The sequence below is a fragment of the Acinetobacter lactucae genome, from assembly GCF_001605885.1.
GTDB lineage: Bacteria > Pseudomonadota > Gammaproteobacteria > Pseudomonadales > Moraxellaceae > Acinetobacter > Acinetobacter lactucae.
This window is the reverse complement of sequence record NZ_LRPE01000021.1, coordinates 25,414-43,250: the sequence shown is the minus strand read 5'-3', so window position 1 is coordinate 43,250 and position 17,837 is coordinate 25,414. Positions and strand designations below refer to the sequence as shown.

At 37.2% G+C, this 17,837-nt stretch carries 18 protein-coding genes; 7 read left to right on the top strand and 11 right to left on the bottom strand.

Annotated features, from left to right (window positions below; translation table 11 throughout):
* Positions 1–113: 113 nt before the first annotated feature.
* The 3 genes from cpaB to amvA form a co-directional block, all read right to left on the bottom strand.
* Positions 114–746 carry a metalloprotease secretion chaperone CpaB gene (gene cpaB / locus AWW73_RS09435; protein WP_062849502.1) on the bottom strand — a complete coding sequence of 211 codons (633 nt, stop codon included), beginning with the start codon at positions 744–746 and terminating at the stop codon, positions 114–116.
* 22 nt (positions 747–768) lie between these two features.
* On the bottom strand, positions 769–2,550 hold the full coding sequence (gene cpaA, locus AWW73_RS09430; RefSeq protein WP_062849501.1) for a metalloendopeptidase CpaA: 1,782 nt from the start codon (positions 2,548–2,550) through the stop codon (positions 769–771).
* A 265-nt stretch (positions 2,551–2,815) separates the two neighbouring features.
* Entirely contained in the window at positions 2,816–4,294 is a 1,479-nt protein-coding gene (gene amvA / locus AWW73_RS09425; RefSeq protein WP_062849500.1) for a multidrug efflux MFS transporter AmvA, read from the bottom strand.
* Positions 4,295–4,419: 125 nt separating this feature from the next.
* Here amvA and AWW73_RS09420 point away from each other — a divergent pair, with 125 nt between their 5' ends.
* A complete protein-coding gene (locus AWW73_RS09420) occupies positions 4,420–4,998 on the top strand; it encodes a TetR family transcriptional regulator (protein WP_062849499.1) in 579 nt (192 codons plus the stop codon).
* A gap of 47 nt (positions 4,999–5,045) precedes the next feature.
* Here the strand turns inward: AWW73_RS09420 and AWW73_RS09415 are convergent, their stop codons facing one another.
* The 3 genes from AWW73_RS09415 to AWW73_RS09405 all read right to left on the bottom strand — a co-directional run bounded on the left by AWW73_RS09415 (position 5,046) and on the right by AWW73_RS09405 (position 8,697).
* Positions 5,046–6,305: a serine hydrolase domain-containing protein gene (locus AWW73_RS09415; RefSeq protein ID WP_062849498.1), complete on the bottom strand. Its 1,260-nt coding sequence runs from the start codon at positions 6,303–6,305 to the stop codon at positions 5,046–5,048.
* Positions 6,306–6,376: 71 nt separating this feature from the next.
* On the bottom strand, positions 6,377–7,231 hold the full coding sequence (locus AWW73_RS09410; protein ID WP_062849497.1) for a MaoC family dehydratase: 855 nt from the start codon (positions 7,229–7,231) through the stop codon (positions 6,377–6,379).
* Between the two features lie 74 nt (positions 7,232–7,305).
* A complete protein-coding gene (locus tag AWW73_RS09405; protein ID WP_062849496.1) occupies positions 7,306–8,697 on the bottom strand; it encodes a 3-oxoacyl-ACP reductase in 1,392 nt (463 codons plus the stop codon).
* Positions 8,698–8,932: 235 nt separating this feature from the next.
* Between AWW73_RS09405 and AWW73_RS09400 the strand changes: the two genes are divergently transcribed.
* On the top strand, positions 8,933–10,501 hold the full coding sequence (locus AWW73_RS09400) for an acetyl-CoA C-acetyltransferase (protein WP_062849495.1): 1,569 nt from the start codon (positions 8,933–8,935) through the stop codon (positions 10,499–10,501).
* Between the two features lie 64 nt (positions 10,502–10,565).
* On the opposite strand, the gene aceI is transcribed toward AWW73_RS09400, so the two are convergent.
* Positions 10,566–11,000 carry a chlorhexidine efflux PACE transporter AceI gene (aceI, locus tag AWW73_RS09395; RefSeq protein ID WP_005073799.1) on the bottom strand — a complete coding sequence of 145 codons (435 nt, stop codon included), beginning with the start codon at positions 10,998–11,000 and terminating at the stop codon, positions 10,566–10,568.
* Positions 11,001–11,090: 90 nt separating this feature from the next.
* Here aceI and aceR point away from each other — a divergent pair, with 90 nt between their 5' ends.
* The 3 genes from aceR to leuE all read left to right on the top strand — a co-directional run bounded on the left by aceR (position 11,091) and on the right by leuE (position 13,828).
* Positions 11,091–11,984 carry an HTH-type transcriptional regulator AceR gene (gene aceR, locus AWW73_RS09390; protein ID WP_061874821.1) on the top strand — a complete coding sequence of 298 codons (894 nt, stop codon included), beginning with the start codon at positions 11,091–11,093 and terminating at the stop codon, positions 11,982–11,984.
* 130 nt (positions 11,985–12,114) lie between these two features.
* Positions 12,115–13,104 carry a transaldolase gene (gene tal / locus AWW73_RS09385; protein WP_062849494.1) on the top strand — a complete coding sequence of 330 codons (990 nt, stop codon included), beginning with the start codon at positions 12,115–12,117 and terminating at the stop codon, positions 13,102–13,104.
* Positions 13,105–13,177: 73 nt separating this feature from the next.
* Positions 13,178–13,828 (top strand): leucine efflux protein LeuE, encoded by a 651-nt coding sequence (gene leuE / locus AWW73_RS09380; protein ID WP_016145720.1) that lies wholly within the window; start codon positions 13,178–13,180, stop codon positions 13,826–13,828.
* A gap of 54 nt (positions 13,829–13,882) precedes the next feature.
* On the opposite strand, the gene AWW73_RS09375 is transcribed toward leuE, so the two are convergent.
* Positions 13,883–14,356, bottom strand: coding sequence for an Lrp/AsnC family transcriptional regulator (locus AWW73_RS09375; RefSeq protein WP_062849493.1), 474 nt, complete (start codon positions 14,354–14,356; stop codon positions 13,883–13,885).
* 186 nt (positions 14,357–14,542) lie between these two features.
* On the opposite strand from AWW73_RS09375, the gene AWW73_RS09370 reads away from it, so the two are divergent.
* Entirely contained in the window at positions 14,543–15,718 is a 1,176-nt protein-coding gene (locus AWW73_RS09370; protein ID WP_062849492.1) for a benzoate/H(+) symporter BenE family transporter, read from the top strand.
* 59 nt (positions 15,719–15,777) lie between these two features.
* Here the strand turns inward: AWW73_RS09370 and AWW73_RS09365 are convergent, their stop codons facing one another.
* From AWW73_RS09365 to AWW73_RS09360, 3 genes are all read right to left on the bottom strand, one after another.
* Positions 15,778–16,221 carry an RDD family protein gene (locus tag AWW73_RS09365; protein ID WP_016145723.1) on the bottom strand — a complete coding sequence of 148 codons (444 nt, stop codon included), beginning with the start codon at positions 16,219–16,221 and terminating at the stop codon, positions 15,778–15,780.
* 247 nt (positions 16,222–16,468) lie between these two features.
* Positions 16,469–16,642: a hypothetical protein gene (locus tag AWW73_RS18585; protein ID WP_031948716.1), complete on the bottom strand. Its 174-nt coding sequence runs from the start codon at positions 16,640–16,642 to the stop codon at positions 16,469–16,471.
* A 174-nt stretch (positions 16,643–16,816) separates the two neighbouring features.
* Entirely contained in the window at positions 16,817–17,044 is a 228-nt protein-coding gene (locus tag AWW73_RS09360; RefSeq protein ID WP_016145725.1) for a hypothetical protein, read from the bottom strand.
* 275 nt (positions 17,045–17,319) lie between these two features.
* On the opposite strand from AWW73_RS09360, the gene AWW73_RS09355 reads away from it, so the two are divergent.
* Positions 17,320–17,763: a universal stress protein gene (locus AWW73_RS09355; protein ID WP_005306472.1), complete on the top strand. Its 444-nt coding sequence runs from the start codon at positions 17,320–17,322 to the stop codon at positions 17,761–17,763.
* Positions 17,764–17,837 lie beyond the last annotated feature (74 nt).

The following is a 17,837-nucleotide window of genomic DNA, read 5'->3' as shown; positions in this document are numbered from 1 at the left end:
TGTTACAGGCATAAGCATACTTTGTTTTTAAAAGAGTGTGAACGCATAAAGCTCATATCCGTACAGATAAACTGCGAACTGGCTTCTTTTCTCTACCAGAACTATTTATTTGTCTAAGGATGATCATGGTGAAGCTCTTGATCAGTTACACCCTCATCCATCGTTTGCACCAGTCCCACACCATCTTTAATTTCAGCCGAATAATTTCCTTTCTCGGTAAAAATTTGCATGATCGTATAATGGTCTTTTTGACTTTGAGTAATGGTAAAGAAATTCTGATTCGGATCGCCCTGATCAAATTTACCCGTCCATCGAACAATATCTTGGTCAACAGGTTCGATCTCTACAATTTTGCCTGTACGATTAATGCCATATTCCAACATTTGAAACTTAACAGTGTCACCCACTTTTTTAAGTTCAATCACATTTGGATCATATTTAATGACCATACCTTCTGCATTTTTAATTAGTGGAAAATTAACATTAGAAGGCAGTTGATCCTTTTCTATCTCACTAAAAACAATCTGTTGCTGAGACAATCTTTCTTTTTCGGACGGACTTAAATTCAGTATATTTTGACGAGCAAATTCATTCTGATTCTCTGCCATTTTTTGCCCAACACCTTGCCCATTTCCTGCAGACGACGTTAAAGCAGAAGAGCTTTGTTGTGAAAAGGCAAACCAGATTAAAACTGCTAACGCCACACAAGCGATAGCAGTTCCTATTAACAATTTATTTTTCTTCATTATTTACAGCTAAAAATAGAGATTAGTTATATAGAGAAATTTTCTGTGCATTCAGATTAATGACACTGACCGCATCAATTTTACCTTCTAAGCCTAAACGCACACCATATTTAGGATTGTATAGGTATGGACTCGAATAAAAATTAATATTATTGCCCCCCATTGCAGTACTTCCTAACGGATGAGCAAAGCCTGAGCCAATATTAGTTGAGCCATTATGGTACAGACCGAGATTATGCCCAACTTCATGACGCATAGCGGCGAAAGAACAACCTGCAATATCATTTGCGCCAATCATGTTATATGCAGAAGCATTAATCCAAGCCCAACCACAACCGCCATCACCTGGTTCATTACCTTGATAATAGACACCGTCTGCCAATACACGTTTACGCTCATTTTGTACCGTGGTGTCATCTCGTCCAAAAGAAATCGCTTCTTTTAAAGTGGCAGCAGGAATCTTATAAGTTAGGTAACCTACCTCTCTTAAGTAAAAGCGTGCATTTGAATTTTCAGCGGTTAAATTCGTTAAATTTACGCCTTCTATCATTCTAAGTTTTGCAGCGCTCTCTCCTAAAATTGAATTTACTTCTGGGCTAGAAACCAACAACATATCAATTGTATAACTATCTACTATCCAGCCTTGAGCAGTGTAAATAAAACGGCGATTTTCACCATTTTTAATTGCAGTAGACAAGCCATTAGCGGCATTAATATAGGTGTCGGCCGATGCATTTGACACAATAACCACTTTATCCCCGACTTGAGCTTTAGCGGGTAGTTGCAAGGTTGGCTGCCAATTTGATGTAGACAATTTCACCTTTAAAGTGGGCTGAGTCATATTCGGTAAAGTTGCAGGGATTGTTGCGGCTGAATCAATCACCTTTGTTGGTGAAGAGATCAGCTGCCAATAACCTTTGTCGCTTACATACATAAACTCATATTGATCGCCTGTTTTAAGCGTTAAAGTCGCTTGGCTATTAATATTAGTATTATTAATTTTTGCAGACCAAGTCGCTGTAGACTTAATAATAATTCTATCTCGATCACTTGCAGTGGTAGGCAAAGTGAAATTGGAAACCCAGTTCCCGTCTCCAAATGCAATTTCGGTCAGTGGGCTATTTACAGCGGCTAAAGTTGTTCCGATTTGCTGAACATTTAGCTTCTGAGGTTTTATATACTCTGGAACCCATTTTCCTAAAGCAGAATAATATTTAAACCAATATTCAGAGCCATTTTTTAATGTAAAACTGCTCGGGAATAGTAAATTTGTTTTATCAATGTCCGAACTTGCACTTGCTGTAGAAACAACTTGTACGGTTGTTCCGTCACGCACATCACTCGATAATGCAATGGTTTGTGCCCATTTGTCATTTTGGATAAGTACTTTTTGCATTGATGCAGTTGTTAATGGAACGACTTCATAGGTCGCACCATTAGTAGGACTCACTGTCGCTAACTGAGCAATCCATTTATTTTGACTACTATTAAAGATGAATTGGTAAACATCACCACTATTTATCTTTAAAACCTCTAACGGAATATTGGTATTAGAAGTATCTAAATAACTACTATAGGCAGCACTAGAACGAATTGTAATTTTGTCCAAATTATTAGCGCTTGTGGGTAAAGTGAGGTTTTTGACCCAATTCCCATTTGCTAGATTAAATTCTAAATCTGAATAACCGGATGGAATTGATCCACTATTATTATTCTGATTTGGTGAAAGTACAGTTGCAGCATATACAAGTGAAGATGCAACAATTGCTCCAATTATGAGTGATGTTTTTAATTTAAAATTCACAGCAGCCTCTTTTATTTGTTTTTAGATTTTTCGAATAGCAGGTTAGCAAACCATTTTTACACAGTCAATTTCACAACAATTAATTTTTCATTAAATTTCAATTACATGACCACTGAATCATTTTGAAATAAAAATATGAACTTTCTTAAAGAATAGTTTATTTATGAGAATTAAATAACCAATTTTAATATGAAGAAAAAATTAAAAAGATATTGAAGGATAAAAAGAGAGATCGACTCTCTCTTTTTATCTTTATTTTAGTTTTTTAATTTACTTTCTTTGGAAAACTAAACCAGACAAATACAGTTAAAAGGAAGAAACAAATAGCTGAAATGGTAAGCACCCAACTATGTGCATAGCTAAAAGCTTGCTGTGCAACTGCAATTAATTGTCCTCCCAAAGGATTTTCAAGGTTAGACGCTAATTGCATGGTTTCTCCAATCGAGATACTCGCTTTTTCAATTAAGTCCGTTGGGAGCTGTTCTGGCAAAATAATTGAACGACTATAAAACCAAGATAACATTAACCCAAATATAGCAACGCCCAAACCAGCCCCAAGCTCGTAAGCCATCCCTTCTATGGCACCTGCTGCACTCGCCTTTTGCGGAGGTACAGATGACATAATCGCAGCAGTTGAAGCTAGTAAGGCAATCTCAATGCTAAAGCCTAAAAAGACCATACACGTCCACGCTAAAAAGTGGTCGGTTGAAAAGTTAAGCTGGGCAAGCCCCCATAGACTAAATCCACTTATTAAAATACCAACAGTAGATACAAGTCTAAGTCCCCATTTATTTAAACAAATTCCGGCTAATGGACCACCTAAACTAATCGCAATCATAAATGGAATAATAAACATAGCTGCCTGTAAGGGAGAAAACCCATGTACAAACTGCAACTCTTGAGACAAGAGTAATTCAAAGCCAACCAAAGCAATCATGGAAACAATGGCCATAACAATACTGGTAGAAATCACTGGATGTTTAAACAATTCCAGATCAATCATTGGCGTCGTAGCTCTTTTTTGGCTTCGTATGAAGTGAATTAAAGTACTTATACCAATTACAAACATCACAACCGTGAGTACCGAGAAGTTATACATAGCCGATTTGATTGAATAGATAAGACTTAAAATAGCTACAACCAAGATTAAAGCTTGCCCTAAGTTAATTGGCTGATCGGTTTTCTCTTGTTGTTTAGGAATGATCATCACGATCATGACCAGAACCACTAAAATAATCGGGATGTTAATGAGGAATACTGCTCCCCAATGAAAATGTTCTAGTACAAATCCACCCACTAATGGACCAAAAGCGGCTCCGCCACCACCCACTGTAGACCAAAGACCAAGTGCAAAATTCCTCTGCTTTTCTTCGGTAAAGGCATTACGAATGCCGGATAAAGTGGCAGGAATAAGCATCGCTGCACCTAACCCCAAAACAGCACGTGAAGCAATTAAGGCATAAGCGGTTGGAGAAAAAGCAGCAGCTAGCGAACCCACGCCAAAAACTGCGGTTCCAATAAATAGTAATTTTTTAAAGCCAATACGATCGCCGAGTGCCCCCATTGGCAAAATCAAACCTGCCATAATCAGCGAATAAATATCAATGATCCATAAAAGCTGATTGGCAGTTAAATTCAATGCGGCACTTAAAGATGGTGTTGCAACATGCATCACCGTTGCATCAATCGTAACCGGTAAATATATAAGGACGATAATTGTCAGGATTAACCATTTTTTTTGCATAACGCTCTTCAATATCCAAAACTTGGACACGTGTTCAAATTATGGTTATTATATACACAATTGGACACTTGTCCAACTTTTAAATTTAATGTAATTTGTGTCGAATTCAGTCAGGTGAAACAAACATGGCCTATCTTAATCGCGATCAACGCAGAGAAATGATTCTGCAAGCCGCCATGCAAGTTGCTTTGGCTGAAGGTTTTGCAGCCATGACAGTACGTCGAATCGCAACAGAAGCACAAACCTCTACCGGACAAGTTCACCACCACTTTTCTTCAGCATCTCATTTAAAAGCTGAAGCCTTTTTAAAGCTAATGGAACAGCTTGATGAAATTGAACAAACTCTCCAAACAACCAGCCAATTTCAAAGAATCTTCATTTTATTGGGTGCAGAAAACATCGATAGACTTCAGCCTTATTTACGATTATGGAATGAAGCTGAACTCTTAATTGAACAAGATATTGAAATACGAAAAGCTTATAACCTTGCTATGCAGAGTTGGCATGAAACGATTTTGCAGGCCATTGAATATGGCAAGCAAGAAGGTGAATTTAAAAACATATCCAACTCAACAGACATTGCGTGGCGACTCATTGCCTTTGTCTGCGGATTAGAAGGTATTTATCAACTTGGATTACAAGGTTTAGCTGAAGAAGACTTCAAGCGCCATACCGAAGCGATTATTCGCCTAGAATTATTATAAGTGTTGAGCTGGCATTGCTTAAAAATACCAGCTTTAAAATATTAAAATTAGAACCAGCCTTTACGGCCTTTTAAAATTTGGTCGGTACACCGTAAGGCTTCTTGAGTCAGTCCCCATAAACGGTAATCACCCGTTATTGAACCAATCTGGAAGTTGTGAGTATAGGCAAAACTAAGATCACGCTCAGGATCGCACCACGCCCCTGAACCATTGTAACCAATATGTCCGAAGCCATTTTTAGCGCGTTTACCCATGGTAATAATACGGTGATATCCTAGGCGCCAATTCATAGGTATAGGCATGACACGATCACGTGCATAACTTTGAATGGTAATAAGTTCTTCAAATATTTCCGGACGAATGAGTTGCCGCCCATCCCATTCACCATGATTCGCCAGCATCGCATAAATTTTGGCAAGACTATTTGCTGTAAATGTGCCATTCGCTGCTGGAACAATGGCTTGCAATCCTTCATCACTAAAGAAACTAAAGTGCTTCATCCCTTTTGGAATCATGGCATCCTGAAAATCTTGCGGGTCTTGTCCAGTCCACGTAATCATTTTTTCAGAAAGTGAACTTTTACGCGGCTGAGGCTTTTTGGGTTTTTCAGCTCGAGTGGACGCTGACTTTTCTGGTTTCGGGTGAATAATTAAACGTGCTACACGATCTAACTCACTTGCAGGCGTTCCAAAATAAGCGCCGTCTAACTGCAACGGTTCAACTAGATATTTTTGCATGAGCTGATCTAAAGATTGACCCGTTGCTTTTTCAAGTACACCACCCACCAGCCAACCAAATGTTAAAGCTTGATAAGCATTGCCCTCTCCTGCAAGGAATCTAGGCTTAGTCGCCGCAACCACATCTAACATATGTGACCAGTCGAGCATTTCTCTCGCACTTTCAATAATATTTCGAACATCAAACATGCCGCTTTGATGGCTTAGCATATGACGCAATGTCATTTGCTCTTTTCCATTTTGAGCAAACTCAGGCCAATAGGTCGCAATCGGTTTGTCGTATTCTAGAAAACCTTCACTTACTAAAATATGCGCTAAGGTTGCAAGTACACCTTTACCTGTAGAGTAGCAAACTGCCAATGTGTCAGGTTGCCAAGTTTCAGTTTGTGATTTTAGACCCGTGTAGATATCTACAACTTTCTGGCCTCTAAAATAAACCGCTAATGCAGCTCCACCTTGTCCGGTTCTAGCATCTTGAAGACGGCTAAACTGGTGAGCTAAATCAATAAAACGTTCATCCAAAATACCGTGATAGTTATGGGTATCGGCCAGTAAAATCTCTTTAATCACATGAAGTTCCTTGCATTTTTTGTTATTTTGCTCAAAAACAGCCCAAACCTCTGTTCAGGCTGCTGATATTTTTATAATGCTTTTACTGTTCCTGCAACATGCGGTTTTTGGGATTTAGCATTACGAATCAAGAAATCAGTTTTTTTATCTGCATTGGCAGTTAAAAACTCAACTTTTGATGGTAAGAACATTGGTAGCTTAAACCACACATCTGCTTCATAAGCATTTGGTAATTCAAGATTCGCTAATGCTTTCGCTTTGCTCCACATACCATGCGCAATTGCTTGCTTAAAGCCAAATGCTTTTGCTGTAATAGCATGGATATGAATTAAGTTAAAATCACCCGACACTTTCGCATAACGGCGGCCTGTATTCTCTAAAATATTCCACTCTGCCTTTGGAATATAAGCTGGCGCTTGTTCTTCTTTGGCTTTCTCACCCAATCTTTTTTCAACTTTTTGGCGAGATAGATAAGTCGTTAAGCCTTCCATAACCACTTCATTGCCAACTTTTGCCGTGGTAATAAAGTCAAACTGAACACCTTTATCATGCGGTTTTAGTTCCCCAAATTTGCATGACAACGTTAGTTTTTCAGTTACACCAATTGGTCTAGTTTGTTTAATCTGGTTACGGATATGAACTAAACCTAAAATTGGAAATGGGAATGCTTCTGCCGTCATCATGTGCATTTGCAAACTTTGAGAAAGCACCGCCAAATAAATTGCTGGTACGAAGCCATTATTTTGAAAGCCACATACTTCGTTATAAGCTTTGAGGTGGTTCTGGTCAATTTCTAAAGTATCTACCACATATTCAACGTGCGGTAATATTTTTGGACCTTTAGGCTTTTTAAAAATTAAACCTTGTACTACTTTTGGGTAAGCCAATGCCGCTTTTGGTAGCTGGCTAAAATGACGAGTATTCATACCTAACCTTTTATAATTTATTGATTCTTTAATAAAAAAGGGATGCACAAGCACCCCTATTTAGCTAAAAGTGCTTAAGCGCCCAACAAACTTTGACCACATACACGCACAACGTTGCCATTTACGCCTGTAGAAGCAGTTGATGCAAACCATGCAATTGTTTCTGCTACATCAACAGGTAAACCACCTTGTTGCATTGAGTTCATACGGCGACCAGCTTCACGAATTGCAAATGGAATAGCAGCAGTCATTTGAGTTTCGATAAAGCCAGGTGCTACTGCGTTAATGGTAATACCATCTTTTAAGATAGGTGCAGTAAATTTAACTAGACCAATCACACCAGCTTTTGATGCAGCATAGTTTGTTTGACCAAGGTTACCAGCAATACCACTAATTGATGATACACAAACAATACGGCCATTTGCATTTAGACCATCGTTTTCTAACAAGTAGTCATTTACGCGTTCAGCAGCAGACAAGTTAATGTTAATGACCAAGTCCCAAAGCTCTGGCTTCATGTTTGCCAAAGTTTTGTCACGCGTAATACCTGCGTTATGAACAATAATATCTAAACCGCCTTGTTTTGCCGCAGCAGCTTTAATTTTTTCACCTGCATCAGCAGCTGTAATATCAATCGCCAATGTAGAGCCACCAATATCAGCAGCTACACGATCAAGATCAGCTTGTTGTTGAGGTACATCTAAACAAATAACATGGGCACCGTCACGCGCCAACACATGTGCAATTGCCTCACCAATACCACGGCTTGCACCAGTTACCAATGCAGTTTTTCCAGCAAGCGGTTTTGCCCAATCAACATCAACTACACCTGCTTTAGAAACACGGATTACTTGACCAGATACATACGCTGAACGTGGAGAAAGTAAGAAACGTAAAGTTGATTCAAGGTTTGCAGCAGCACCTTCATCTACATAAACAACTTGAGCAGTAATACCCTTTTTAAATTCTTTACCTACAGATTTAATAAAGCCTTCAAGTGCACGCTGAGCAATCGCTTGTTTTACAGTTCTTGCCGTTTCAGGTGTTGTAGCAATCACAATCACACGACCAGAAGTCGCAACTTGACGTGCAATCGGGTTAAAGAATTTATAAAGTTCGTTTAACTGTTCTGAGTTTTGGATACCAGACGCATCAAATACCACTGCTTTGAATTTTGATTCTTTATCGCCTGCATTGAATGGACGTAAATTTAAGCCAACTTTTGCAGCTTCTTGTTGTAAAGCAACGTTATTGCCTACATAACTATCAGCATGAATATTGCTAAGTACTTGTGCAATCGCACCAGACAATACACTTGACGGCGCCGCGCCAACCAATACTGCACCATTCACTACTGGCTGAGCACTTTCAAAACGCTCTAATGCAACTGGTGATGGTAAACCCAGATTTTTAACAACGAATTTACCAATAGGAGATTGTGTAAATGCTTGGTATTGATCAGTCATGATTATTATCTCTCAAAGAAATGAATTTTCTACGACAGGCTTCATTATGTTATGAGATGGATAGAAACAATATGAAAGCAGTCGTTCATTAGAGTTACTCCAAATCATACTTGACTTCATCTTTGGATGTCTTGACCTGAATGCTATCTACAATGTCATTCTAGTCAATACAGGTCTATTTGAATTGTGTTAAGGTAGCTTATAAGAATATCGTTAATATGCTTGGAAAAGCCTTATGAGCAAACCAACTCAAGAAAATCCAGCAGTCGAAAATTCTGCTCAGGAAAAAGTGTCAAATACATCAAAGTCGGCTTCTAACACGGCTAAGCGTAACAGCACCACTCCTAAAGCAGCAACTAATACTCCAAAAACGACACGTACTCGTTCAACGACTGCACCTGCACGTAGCCCTCGTACTAAGAGCGCCACTACAGCAACTACTTCTACATCTTCAAATGTAGCTGCCGAACCAAAAGCAACAAAAACCAAAACTTCTGTTCAACAGGATAAAACCATGAGCCAAAACACTGTTCGCCGCGTTGCAATTATTGGTGGCAACCGTATTCCATTTGCACGTTCAAATACTGCTTATTTCAAAGCGTCAAATTCTGACATGCTGACAGCAGCATTAAACGGTTTGGTTGAACGCTTTAACTTACAAGGTAAGCGTATTGGTGAAGTCGTTGCTGGTGCTGTTTTAAAACACAGCCGTGACTTTAATATGACTCGTGAAGTTGTATTAAGTACAGATCTTGCTCCTGAAACTCCTGCTTATGACATTCAAATTGCTTGTGGTACAGGTTTACAAGCTGCTTTTGTTGTTGCAAACAAAATTGCACTTGGTCAAATTGACGTAGGTATTGCAGGTGGCGTTGATACTACTTCTGATGCACCAATTGCTGTAGGTGATGGTTTACGTAAAGTTTTACTTGAACTCAATGTAGCTAAAACTGGTAAAGACCGCCTTAAAGCTTTAACAAAAATTGATTTTAAAAAGCTTCTTGATGCACCAAGTAACGGTGAACCACGTACTGGCCTTTCAATGGGTGAGCACCAAGCGATCACTGCTTTAGAATGGGGTATTACTCGCGAAGCACAAGATGAGTTAGCTGCTAGCAGCCATCAAAAACTTGCTGCTGCGTATGAGCGTGGTTTCTTTGATGACTTAATGACTCCATTCTTAGGTCTTAACCGTGACAACAACTTACGTGCAGACAGCACAGTTGAAAAACTAGCTAAATTAAAACCAGTTTTCGGTAAAGGCGAAACTGCAACAATGACAGCAGGTAACTCAACTCCGTTAACTGACGGTGCTTCTGTTGTCTTGCTTGCTTCTGAAGAATGGGCAAAAGAAAACGGTCATGAAGTTTTAGCTTATCTTTCTTTCTCTGAAACAGCAGCTGTTGACTTCATTGGCAAGAACGGTCCTAAAGAAGGCTTATTGATGGCTCCTGCTTATGCAGTACCTCGTATGCTTAAACGTGCAAATCTTAAACTTCAAGATTTTGATTTCTACGAAATCCATGAAGCATTCGCATCTCAAGTGTTATCTACTTTGAAAGCTTGGGAAGATGAAAAATTCTGTAAAGAACGTCTTGGTTTAGATGCACCTTTGGGTTCAATCGATCGCTCTAAACTGAACGTAAATGGTTCATCTTTAGGTGCAGGCCATCCATTTGCTGCAACTGGTGGTCGTATCTTAGCTACAGCTGCTAAATTGATTAATCAAAAAGGTTCAGGCCGTGCATTAATCTCAATCTGTACAGCAGGTGGTGAAGGTGTTGTAGCAATCGTAGAGAAATAATTCTACGGTTCACCTTTAAAAAAAGCACCCTGATGGGTGCTTTTTTAGTTTAACAACTTAATTTTTAATGAAGTGATGCTGCTTTAGCATCTGGGAAAAACTTATCTTCGATATGGTCATAACACCACTGAAAAATAAAGGTATAAACCAAAATACATAAGGTTAAACCAATATCCAAAATAAGTGCATCAATGACACTCATCTGAAGCATATATGCAATCATCGGTACTGTTGCAATCAACAAGCCACCTTCAAAGCCAATCGCATGTAAAATCCGCACAGGGATTGTTCTTTCCCAATTATATTTATGCTCTACTTTTTCGAAATAGTGGTTAAAAATCATATTCCAGAAAACCGAAACGACTGCCATAAACACACCGAGTGTACCGGTTACGTCCATTGGCATATCAAAAATAAAACTTAATGCAATCGCAATGATGACCAATAAAATTCCTTCATAACTGATTGCATGAATGAGCCTTCTCTTGGAAATCAACATTTTTAAATACTCAATAATAACTTGGATAATGTGCATTTTATTTTTATAATATTGATTAATCCAATCAGGTTCTTTCAGTTTTTTTGACAGATGAATATTAATCAAGAACAACTACTCATGTTTCAGGCCGTGATTGAAACCGGCTCTTTTTCAGCAGCAGCACGTAAACTTGGAAAAGTTCCTTCGGCTGTAAGCATGTCTATTGCCAACTTAGAAATTGATCTGAACTTGACTTTATTTGATCGTAAAGGCCGTGAACCCATCCCTACTGACGAAGCACGGGTGTTATACGAAAAGACATCTCAACTTTTAATTGAGATGAATCAATGGAAACAACATGCACACGCGTTAAGTACAGGGTTAGAAGCCAATTTAACTCTTGTGATTGTCTCTGAACTTTTACACACCAATTGGACCGACTATATTTGTCTTTTAGAAAGTCGTTTTCCAGACTTACAAATTAATATTGTGTCTGCCCCTCAAGAAGATGCGCTCCAAATGTTATTAGATGGGTCTGCTCAACTTGCCCTCATGTTTGAACGCGAGCACCTAGATAACAGAGAACAATTTGTAGAACTTAAACGTGAGGCTTTAATTCCGGTTATTTCAAACAACCATCCTCTAGCAAGCCAAAATCAGGTTTCTTATGAGCAGATCCTCACTACACGACAAATTGTAGTTGCAAGTCGTGATGAGACTTTAAAGCCTGAATTGTTATTTTCGAAACATTACTGGCGTACAGATAACCACCACTCTGCTTGTTTAATGATTTTACGTAATCTAGGTTGGGGAGTTCTTCCTCAAGAAATGTTCAAAGAAAACCCTGAATTAAAAAATAAGCTTAAAGTATTGGATTTATTAGATTTCACTCCCCGATTTGAATACTACGTTGACTTAGTTTGGAGTCGAGAAAGTGAACTCGGTGCCGCTGCTAGATTTTTGATTGAACATATCCGTAAGCAACGAATGCAACCACTGCCTTAAAAATATTTCAAATTAGATGCAGAATCTAAACGTTTTTCTTTGAAATATAACAATTGATATATCGACAGCATGAATAGACTTTGTGCTATAAAGAAAAGATAAGATTTATTACCGAAGATGTTGAATATCAATGACTCATACAGCACTTGACCAATTAAAAACATTAACAACCGTTGTTGCCGACAGTAGTGACCTTGATGCAATTCGTAAATTCCGTCCATTAGATGCAACGACTAATCCTTCATTGATTACGGCAGCAGCAGAACAACCAGAAAGTAAAGAGCTCATTGAAGATGCTTATTATCAAGCCAAAGAAGAAGGCTATAGCAACGATGAGTTAATCGAAAGAACCATTGATATTTTAACCGTAAAATTTGGTGTAGAAATTTTAAAACTGATTGAAGGCCGAGTTTCAACAGAAGTGGATGCTGCACTTTCATATGACACTGAAGCAACCATTCAAAAAGCACATGAATTATGTGAACTTTACAAAGGTTATGGTATTGAACGGTCACGCATTCTGATTAAAATTGCTTCGACTTGGGAAGGTATTCAGGCTGCTAAAGTATTAGAAGCTGAAGGTATTGCTTGTAACCTCACCCTCCTTTTCGGTTTACATCAAGCTCAAGCATGCGCAGATGCGAAAGTAACTTTAATTTCGCCGTTTGTAGGCCGTATCTTAGACTGGTACAAAAAAGCTGAAGGTGTAGATGCTTACCCAATCGAAAAAGACCCAGGTGTCGTTTCAGTTAAGAAAATCTATACCTATTACAAACAGCAAAACATTCCAACTCAAGTGATGGGTGCAAGCTTCCGTAGCATCGACCAAGTACTGGGTCTTGCTGGATGCGATTTACTTACGATCTCACCAAATTTACTTACCCAACTTGAGCAAGATACACGTACAGTTGATGCGGCACTTGATGGCTCTCAAGCAAAACAAGCAGAAGCGATTGTTCGACCAGCGCAAGATGAACAAAGTTTTAAAGATGAACTTAATCATGACTTAATGGCATTCCAGCTTTTACAAGGCGGTGTTGATGGCTTTATTAAAGCACGTGACCAATTAAGCCTTTTGTTGCGTCAGTCATTTGGAATTGATGCGGAAATAAAATCTTAAAAAACTGCACTTTTCATACAAAATTGCCGATTTTTGTTATCATGACAAAAATCGGTTTTTTATTGGGTTTCTCGTGTTCGGCATAACAGATTTAACAACATATATTATTGGTACATTCCTAATTGTGTTATTGCCCGGCCCCAATTCTCTTTATGTGATGTCAATTGCTTCACGTTACGGCGTTAAAACTGGATATATGGGTGCATTCGGTATTTTCACCGGTGACCTTATTTTAATGCTGTGTACAGTGCTTGGTGCTGCTTCTTTACTTAAAGCCTTTCCATGGGTATTTGTTATTCTTAAATTAACAGGTGCACTTTATCTTTCTTACTTAGGCTTTAAACTGTTACAAGGCAGTATTCAACGCTGGAAACAACGTAATCAACGTCAACCAGAAATGGCCGATTTACCCGCTTTAGATAAAATTCATCCTTATAAAACAGCACTTAGTATCAGTTTACTCAATCCTAAAGCGATTTTATTTTTCTTATCTTTCTTTGTTCAATTTGTTGAACCAGATTACGCTTATCCTGCTCTGAGCTTTTTAATTTTAGCGATTATTTTACAGATCATTAGTTTTAGTTATTTAACTGCATTAATCTTCTCTGGAATTAAACTCTCAGCGTTTTTTAAAGAGAACCATAAAATTGCAGCGAGCGGAATCTTTCTAGTAGGAATTCTATTTTTTGGGTTTGGTTTAAAACTAGCAACTTCAACAATTTAATTATTTTTAATCTAATTAAGTTTTTGCATTAAAAAGTTAAAACATAATGAACTGCTAAAAGTCCAGCATGCCATCTGTTTTAACTTCATTAAGCACAAAAAATGTTCTTACTTGTCTTACTCCGGGTAAAGCAATAATCTTTTCACTATGAAATCGGTTAAACGCAGCTAAATCTTTAACACGGATTTTGAGAAAATAATCGACTTCTCCTGCTACCAGATAACATTCTAAAACATTTTCCAAATCACCCGATGCTTGTTCAAATGCTTGAAAGCTATCAGGAGTTGAACGATCCAAAACTACACCGACTAATACCACAGTACCACGGTGAACCGCATTGGGATTAATTCGAGCACGAACATCCAAGATGGCCCCAATCTTAAAAAGGCGCTGAGTATGATTCCAACAAGATGATGTACTAATGCCTACAAGTTTTGCCAACTCAGCATTACTTAAACGTCCATTTTCTTGTAAAGCACGCATAATTTTCAGTTCAAGTGGTGTCAAATTTTCAGCTTGTTCTTCCATAAAATAATATCCCAAATTAATTATTCGTTCTGAAATAAATAATAGCATTATTCAATATTTTAAAAATATTATTTCCTTTTTAGGTTCAAAATAGGGAGCACCTTCTTAAAAAAAATTGTTAAATTCACCCCAACTGGAAGCAATGGCAGAAGCCTATAAACTTTTCTTGGATTTAGAACACGTATTATGCAAAAGATTCTTCAAGATTTTTCAATCCCGGCAGTATTTGCTGGCTTTATTACTTTTTTAATCGGTATTAGTGTTTCGGCCGTTTTAGTGATTCAGGCAGCACAAATTTTAGGTGCTTCACCTGAACAAATTACCTCTTGGTTTTGGGCTTTAGGTCTAGGAATTGGCTTATCGGGACTCATTCTTTCTTGGAAATTTAAATATCCCGTAGCGACTTCATGGTCAACCGCTGGTCTTGCTTTAATTATGGCAACAGGCAGTGGATATAGCTTAAATGAAGCGATTGGTGCTTTTTTAGTTGGTGGTTTGCTGACTGCTATTTTAGGATTTTCAGGTATTTTTCAAAAAGCACTTTCATATATTCCTCAAAGTCTAACCAGTGCCATGCTTGCAGGCGTTTTACTCAAATTTGGTATATCACTTTTCGCAAGTTTACAAAATGATTGGGCATTTATTTTGTCCTTACTTAGCATTTATGTCATTACAAAAAGATTGTGGCCGCGTTACAGCATTGTATTTACCGCAGTTGCAGGGATTGCCCTCTGCCCCGTTTTTTTAGAATTTCATATGCCTATACTTCAGTGGTCTTTAGCAAAACCTGTTTGGATTAGTCCAGAGTTTAGTTGGTCGGCACTGTTGGGCTTAGCTTTACCACTGTTTGTGATTAATATGGCCTCGCAATATTTACCGGGAATTGCCATGATCAAAAGTTATGGCTATAAACCACACGTTAACCAACTCATTGGCTGGACAGGTTTAACCCAAGCTTTGCTTTCCCCTTTTGGTTGTTACACAGTAAATATTGCTGCGATTAGTGCTGCGGTAAGCTTAGACGACCAAGTACATCCTGACCCTAACAAACGCTATATTGCGGGCATGAGCTGCGGATTTTTCTACATCTTAATGGGCTTGTTTGCTGCAACACTCACAAGTTTATTGATGTCATTTCCTCACATTTTTATTGTAGCTTTGGCGGGCATAGCTTTACTTGGTACAATCAGCCACAACATTGCGATCGCCTTTGCTCAAGTTGAAGAACGTGAAGCTGCACTATTTACCTTTTTATGTAGTGCTTCGGGTATTCAATTTTTCGGTATTGGTTCAGCATTTTGGGGTTTGATTGTCGGTATTATTGTATTTGTAATACTTAAATTTAAAACCAAAAGAAATTAATAAAAAAGCGTTCATAGTCCCCTATTTTCAATGCTATGAACGCTTTGTTGCCATAATTCTTATAGCTCTCTAACTACAACTGATTTTGCCATTTTGTCATGCCAACCTTGTTTTTTAGCGTCAAATGCCACCCAAAAAAGACCAATACCAAACACTAGAATTGATGGAATATAACCAATATAGCGAATAATGCTTTGCATGACTGTAAGCTTATTGCCAGTTTTTTCATCTAAAACTTTTAGTCGCATCAAACGTTTGCCTGGTGTACCTGCAAAATACAACCAACATAAAACTGAATACAAGAAAGGAAATGCATAGTTCACAATGAGATCGAACAAGTAATTTTGTGGTTTACTGCTTAATCCAGTAGCAAACACTAGGTCGTAATCTCCCCGATAAAAAATCCATGCTGCTGGAATAATTGCTAAAAAAAGAATAAGACTATCAATAATCATTGCGCCAAATCTTAACCAGAATCCTGCATACTCATACTTATAAGTCATGCTCACCTCACTTTGTTATTGTTTAATAGCTAAAACGTTCTTACAATTTTACTTTTATCCTAAAGGAAACTTTTTTAGTTTTAAATACTTAAATAAACTTTAAATTTTCTACTTTTATATTTTATTGTAATTATTTCGATCAAAAAACATCCTTAGCTGCCTAAAAAATAAAATATTTTAAAACTGACACTTTTATGTCAGTTATATTGAAATACTTGCCCAAATAAATTAAAAATAAATATTATATTTATCTCCAAAATAAAATATCTATTTTAAACTCTTTTTTTAATAGCAATGCTGCAAATAATAGACCTAACCCAATGACAATTAAAAAAATACTTAAACTGATTACTCCATAAATAACAGCTACCGTTCCCAATATAGCTAAAATATAAAATATAATTACGCTGAATGTTGGCATTTCAATTTATTCCACTACTTAAAATAAAAGCAATTTATTCTATCGAGTTTATAAACGATTGCTGTTTTCAAATGTTGACTACACTATTAATTTGTATCATCATACAATAATAATGTTATTAAACTTATTTAATGTTAATTTAGTTTAATTAATAGTGATGTACTTTACATAATTTTATTTAATTTCAAAATAATGCTTTTCAGTCACAAGTTTAATTTTTAAATTTTTATATAAACGCTCTTTTGCATCTTCAAGTGAAGGAACTACTTTTTCTGCAAATTTATCTTCAGTCATGAGTCTTGCATAAGTTTTATAGCCAATGATTAACTTTTGGGGTTCTTTACCTGTTTGACTAAACTCTTCAATGAGTTTATTGACCTTCTTTGCTGTTAAATCTGCCATATTCCTCTGCTCCCCCTTAATTTACTATTTTGTTATACGGCCTATATATGACAGAAATATGAACCGTAATTTTTTGTAATTTCTATGTAAATATTAGTGACTCTCATCTCTAGCATATTAACTCAAAAAAAACAAATCAAGTTACTGATTTATAATTATTTTATTTAATTTCAATTACTTTAACTGAATGGATGTCTCCAAAGAATGAAATATGTTAATCTTTAATTAATAAATGCTTCATATATATAACAACTGTAAATAAGAGGAATAACATTATGAATTACCAACATATTATTGTACCTGTAGATGGTTCTGAAATTTCTTTAGCAGCAGCTAGACAAGCCGCTCACATTGCAAAAGCATTTGGTAGTAAATTGACCGCCATTAGTTTAGTTGCGGTAGACCCTTTTAGTGGCGTAGATTTTTATTACATCTCACCTGTTGTAAAAGATTATTTTGTTGAAGCACGAGCCAATGCAGAAAAGACACTCGCAACTGTAAAAGCTTTATGCGCAGAGGAAGGTATCGATGCAGAGACTCAAATTATTCAAGGTGAAATTTCTTCAGATGGTATTTTGAAAGCGGTAGAAGACTTAGGTTCTGATTTAATTGTGATTGGTTCCCATGGTCGTAAAGGCTTCCAAAAACTAATTTTAGGTAGTTTTGCTCAAGATGTTTTAAATAGCACTAAAATTCAAGTTTTAGTAGTAAAAGAGTAAAGCTCTACAAAGACAAAAGCCCAATCTAATGATTGGGTTTTTTAACAGAATAGCTTCTAGAAATTTTACACTTA

What these genes read in the sequence shown, in the direction of transcription:
- cpaB (WP_062849502.1), bottom strand. Translation starts at nt 746, where the DNA reads ATGAAGAAAAATAAATTGTTAATAGGAACTGCTATCGCTTGTGTGGCG.
- amvA (WP_062849500.1), bottom strand. Translation starts at nt 4,294, where the DNA reads ATGCAAAAAAAATGGTTAATCCTGACAATTATCGTCCTTATATATTTA.
- AWW73_RS09420 (WP_062849499.1), top strand. Translation starts at nt 4,420, where the DNA reads ATGGCCTATCTTAATCGCGATCAACGCAGAGAAATGATTCTGCAAGCC.
- AWW73_RS09410 (WP_062849497.1), bottom strand. Translation starts at nt 7,231, where the DNA reads ATGAATACTCGTCATTTTAGCCAGCTACCAAAAGCGGCATTGGCTTAC.
- AWW73_RS09405 (WP_062849496.1), bottom strand. Translation starts at nt 8,697, where the DNA reads ATGACTGATCAATACCAAGCATTTACACAATCTCCTATTGGTAAATTC.
- AWW73_RS09400 (WP_062849495.1), top strand. Translation starts at nt 8,933, where the DNA reads ATGAGCAAACCAACTCAAGAAAATCCAGCAGTCGAAAATTCTGCTCAG.
- aceI (WP_005073799.1), bottom strand. Translation starts at nt 11,000, where the DNA reads ATGTTGATTTCCAAGAGAAGGCTCATTCATGCAATCAGTTATGAAGGA.
- aceR (WP_061874821.1), top strand. Translation starts at nt 11,091, where the DNA reads ATGAATATTAATCAAGAACAACTACTCATGTTTCAGGCCGTGATTGAA.
- tal (WP_062849494.1), top strand. Translation starts at nt 12,115, where the DNA reads ATGACTCATACAGCACTTGACCAATTAAAAACATTAACAACCGTTGTT.
- AWW73_RS09375 (WP_062849493.1), bottom strand. Translation starts at nt 14,356, where the DNA reads ATGGAAGAACAAGCTGAAAATTTGACACCACTTGAACTGAAAATTATG.
- AWW73_RS09370 (WP_062849492.1), top strand. Translation starts at nt 14,543, where the DNA reads ATGCAAAAGATTCTTCAAGATTTTTCAATCCCGGCAGTATTTGCTGGC.
- AWW73_RS09365 (WP_016145723.1), bottom strand. Translation starts at nt 16,221, where the DNA reads ATGACTTATAAGTATGAGTATGCAGGATTCTGGTTAAGATTTGGCGCA.
- AWW73_RS18585 (WP_031948716.1), bottom strand. Translation starts at nt 16,642, where the DNA reads ATGCCAACATTCAGCGTAATTATATTTTATATTTTAGCTATATTGGGA.
- AWW73_RS09360 (WP_016145725.1), bottom strand. Translation starts at nt 17,044, where the DNA reads ATGGCAGATTTAACAGCAAAGAAGGTCAATAAACTCATTGAAGAGTTT.
- AWW73_RS09355 (WP_005306472.1), top strand. Translation starts at nt 17,320, where the DNA reads ATGAATTACCAACATATTATTGTACCTGTAGATGGTTCTGAAATTTCT.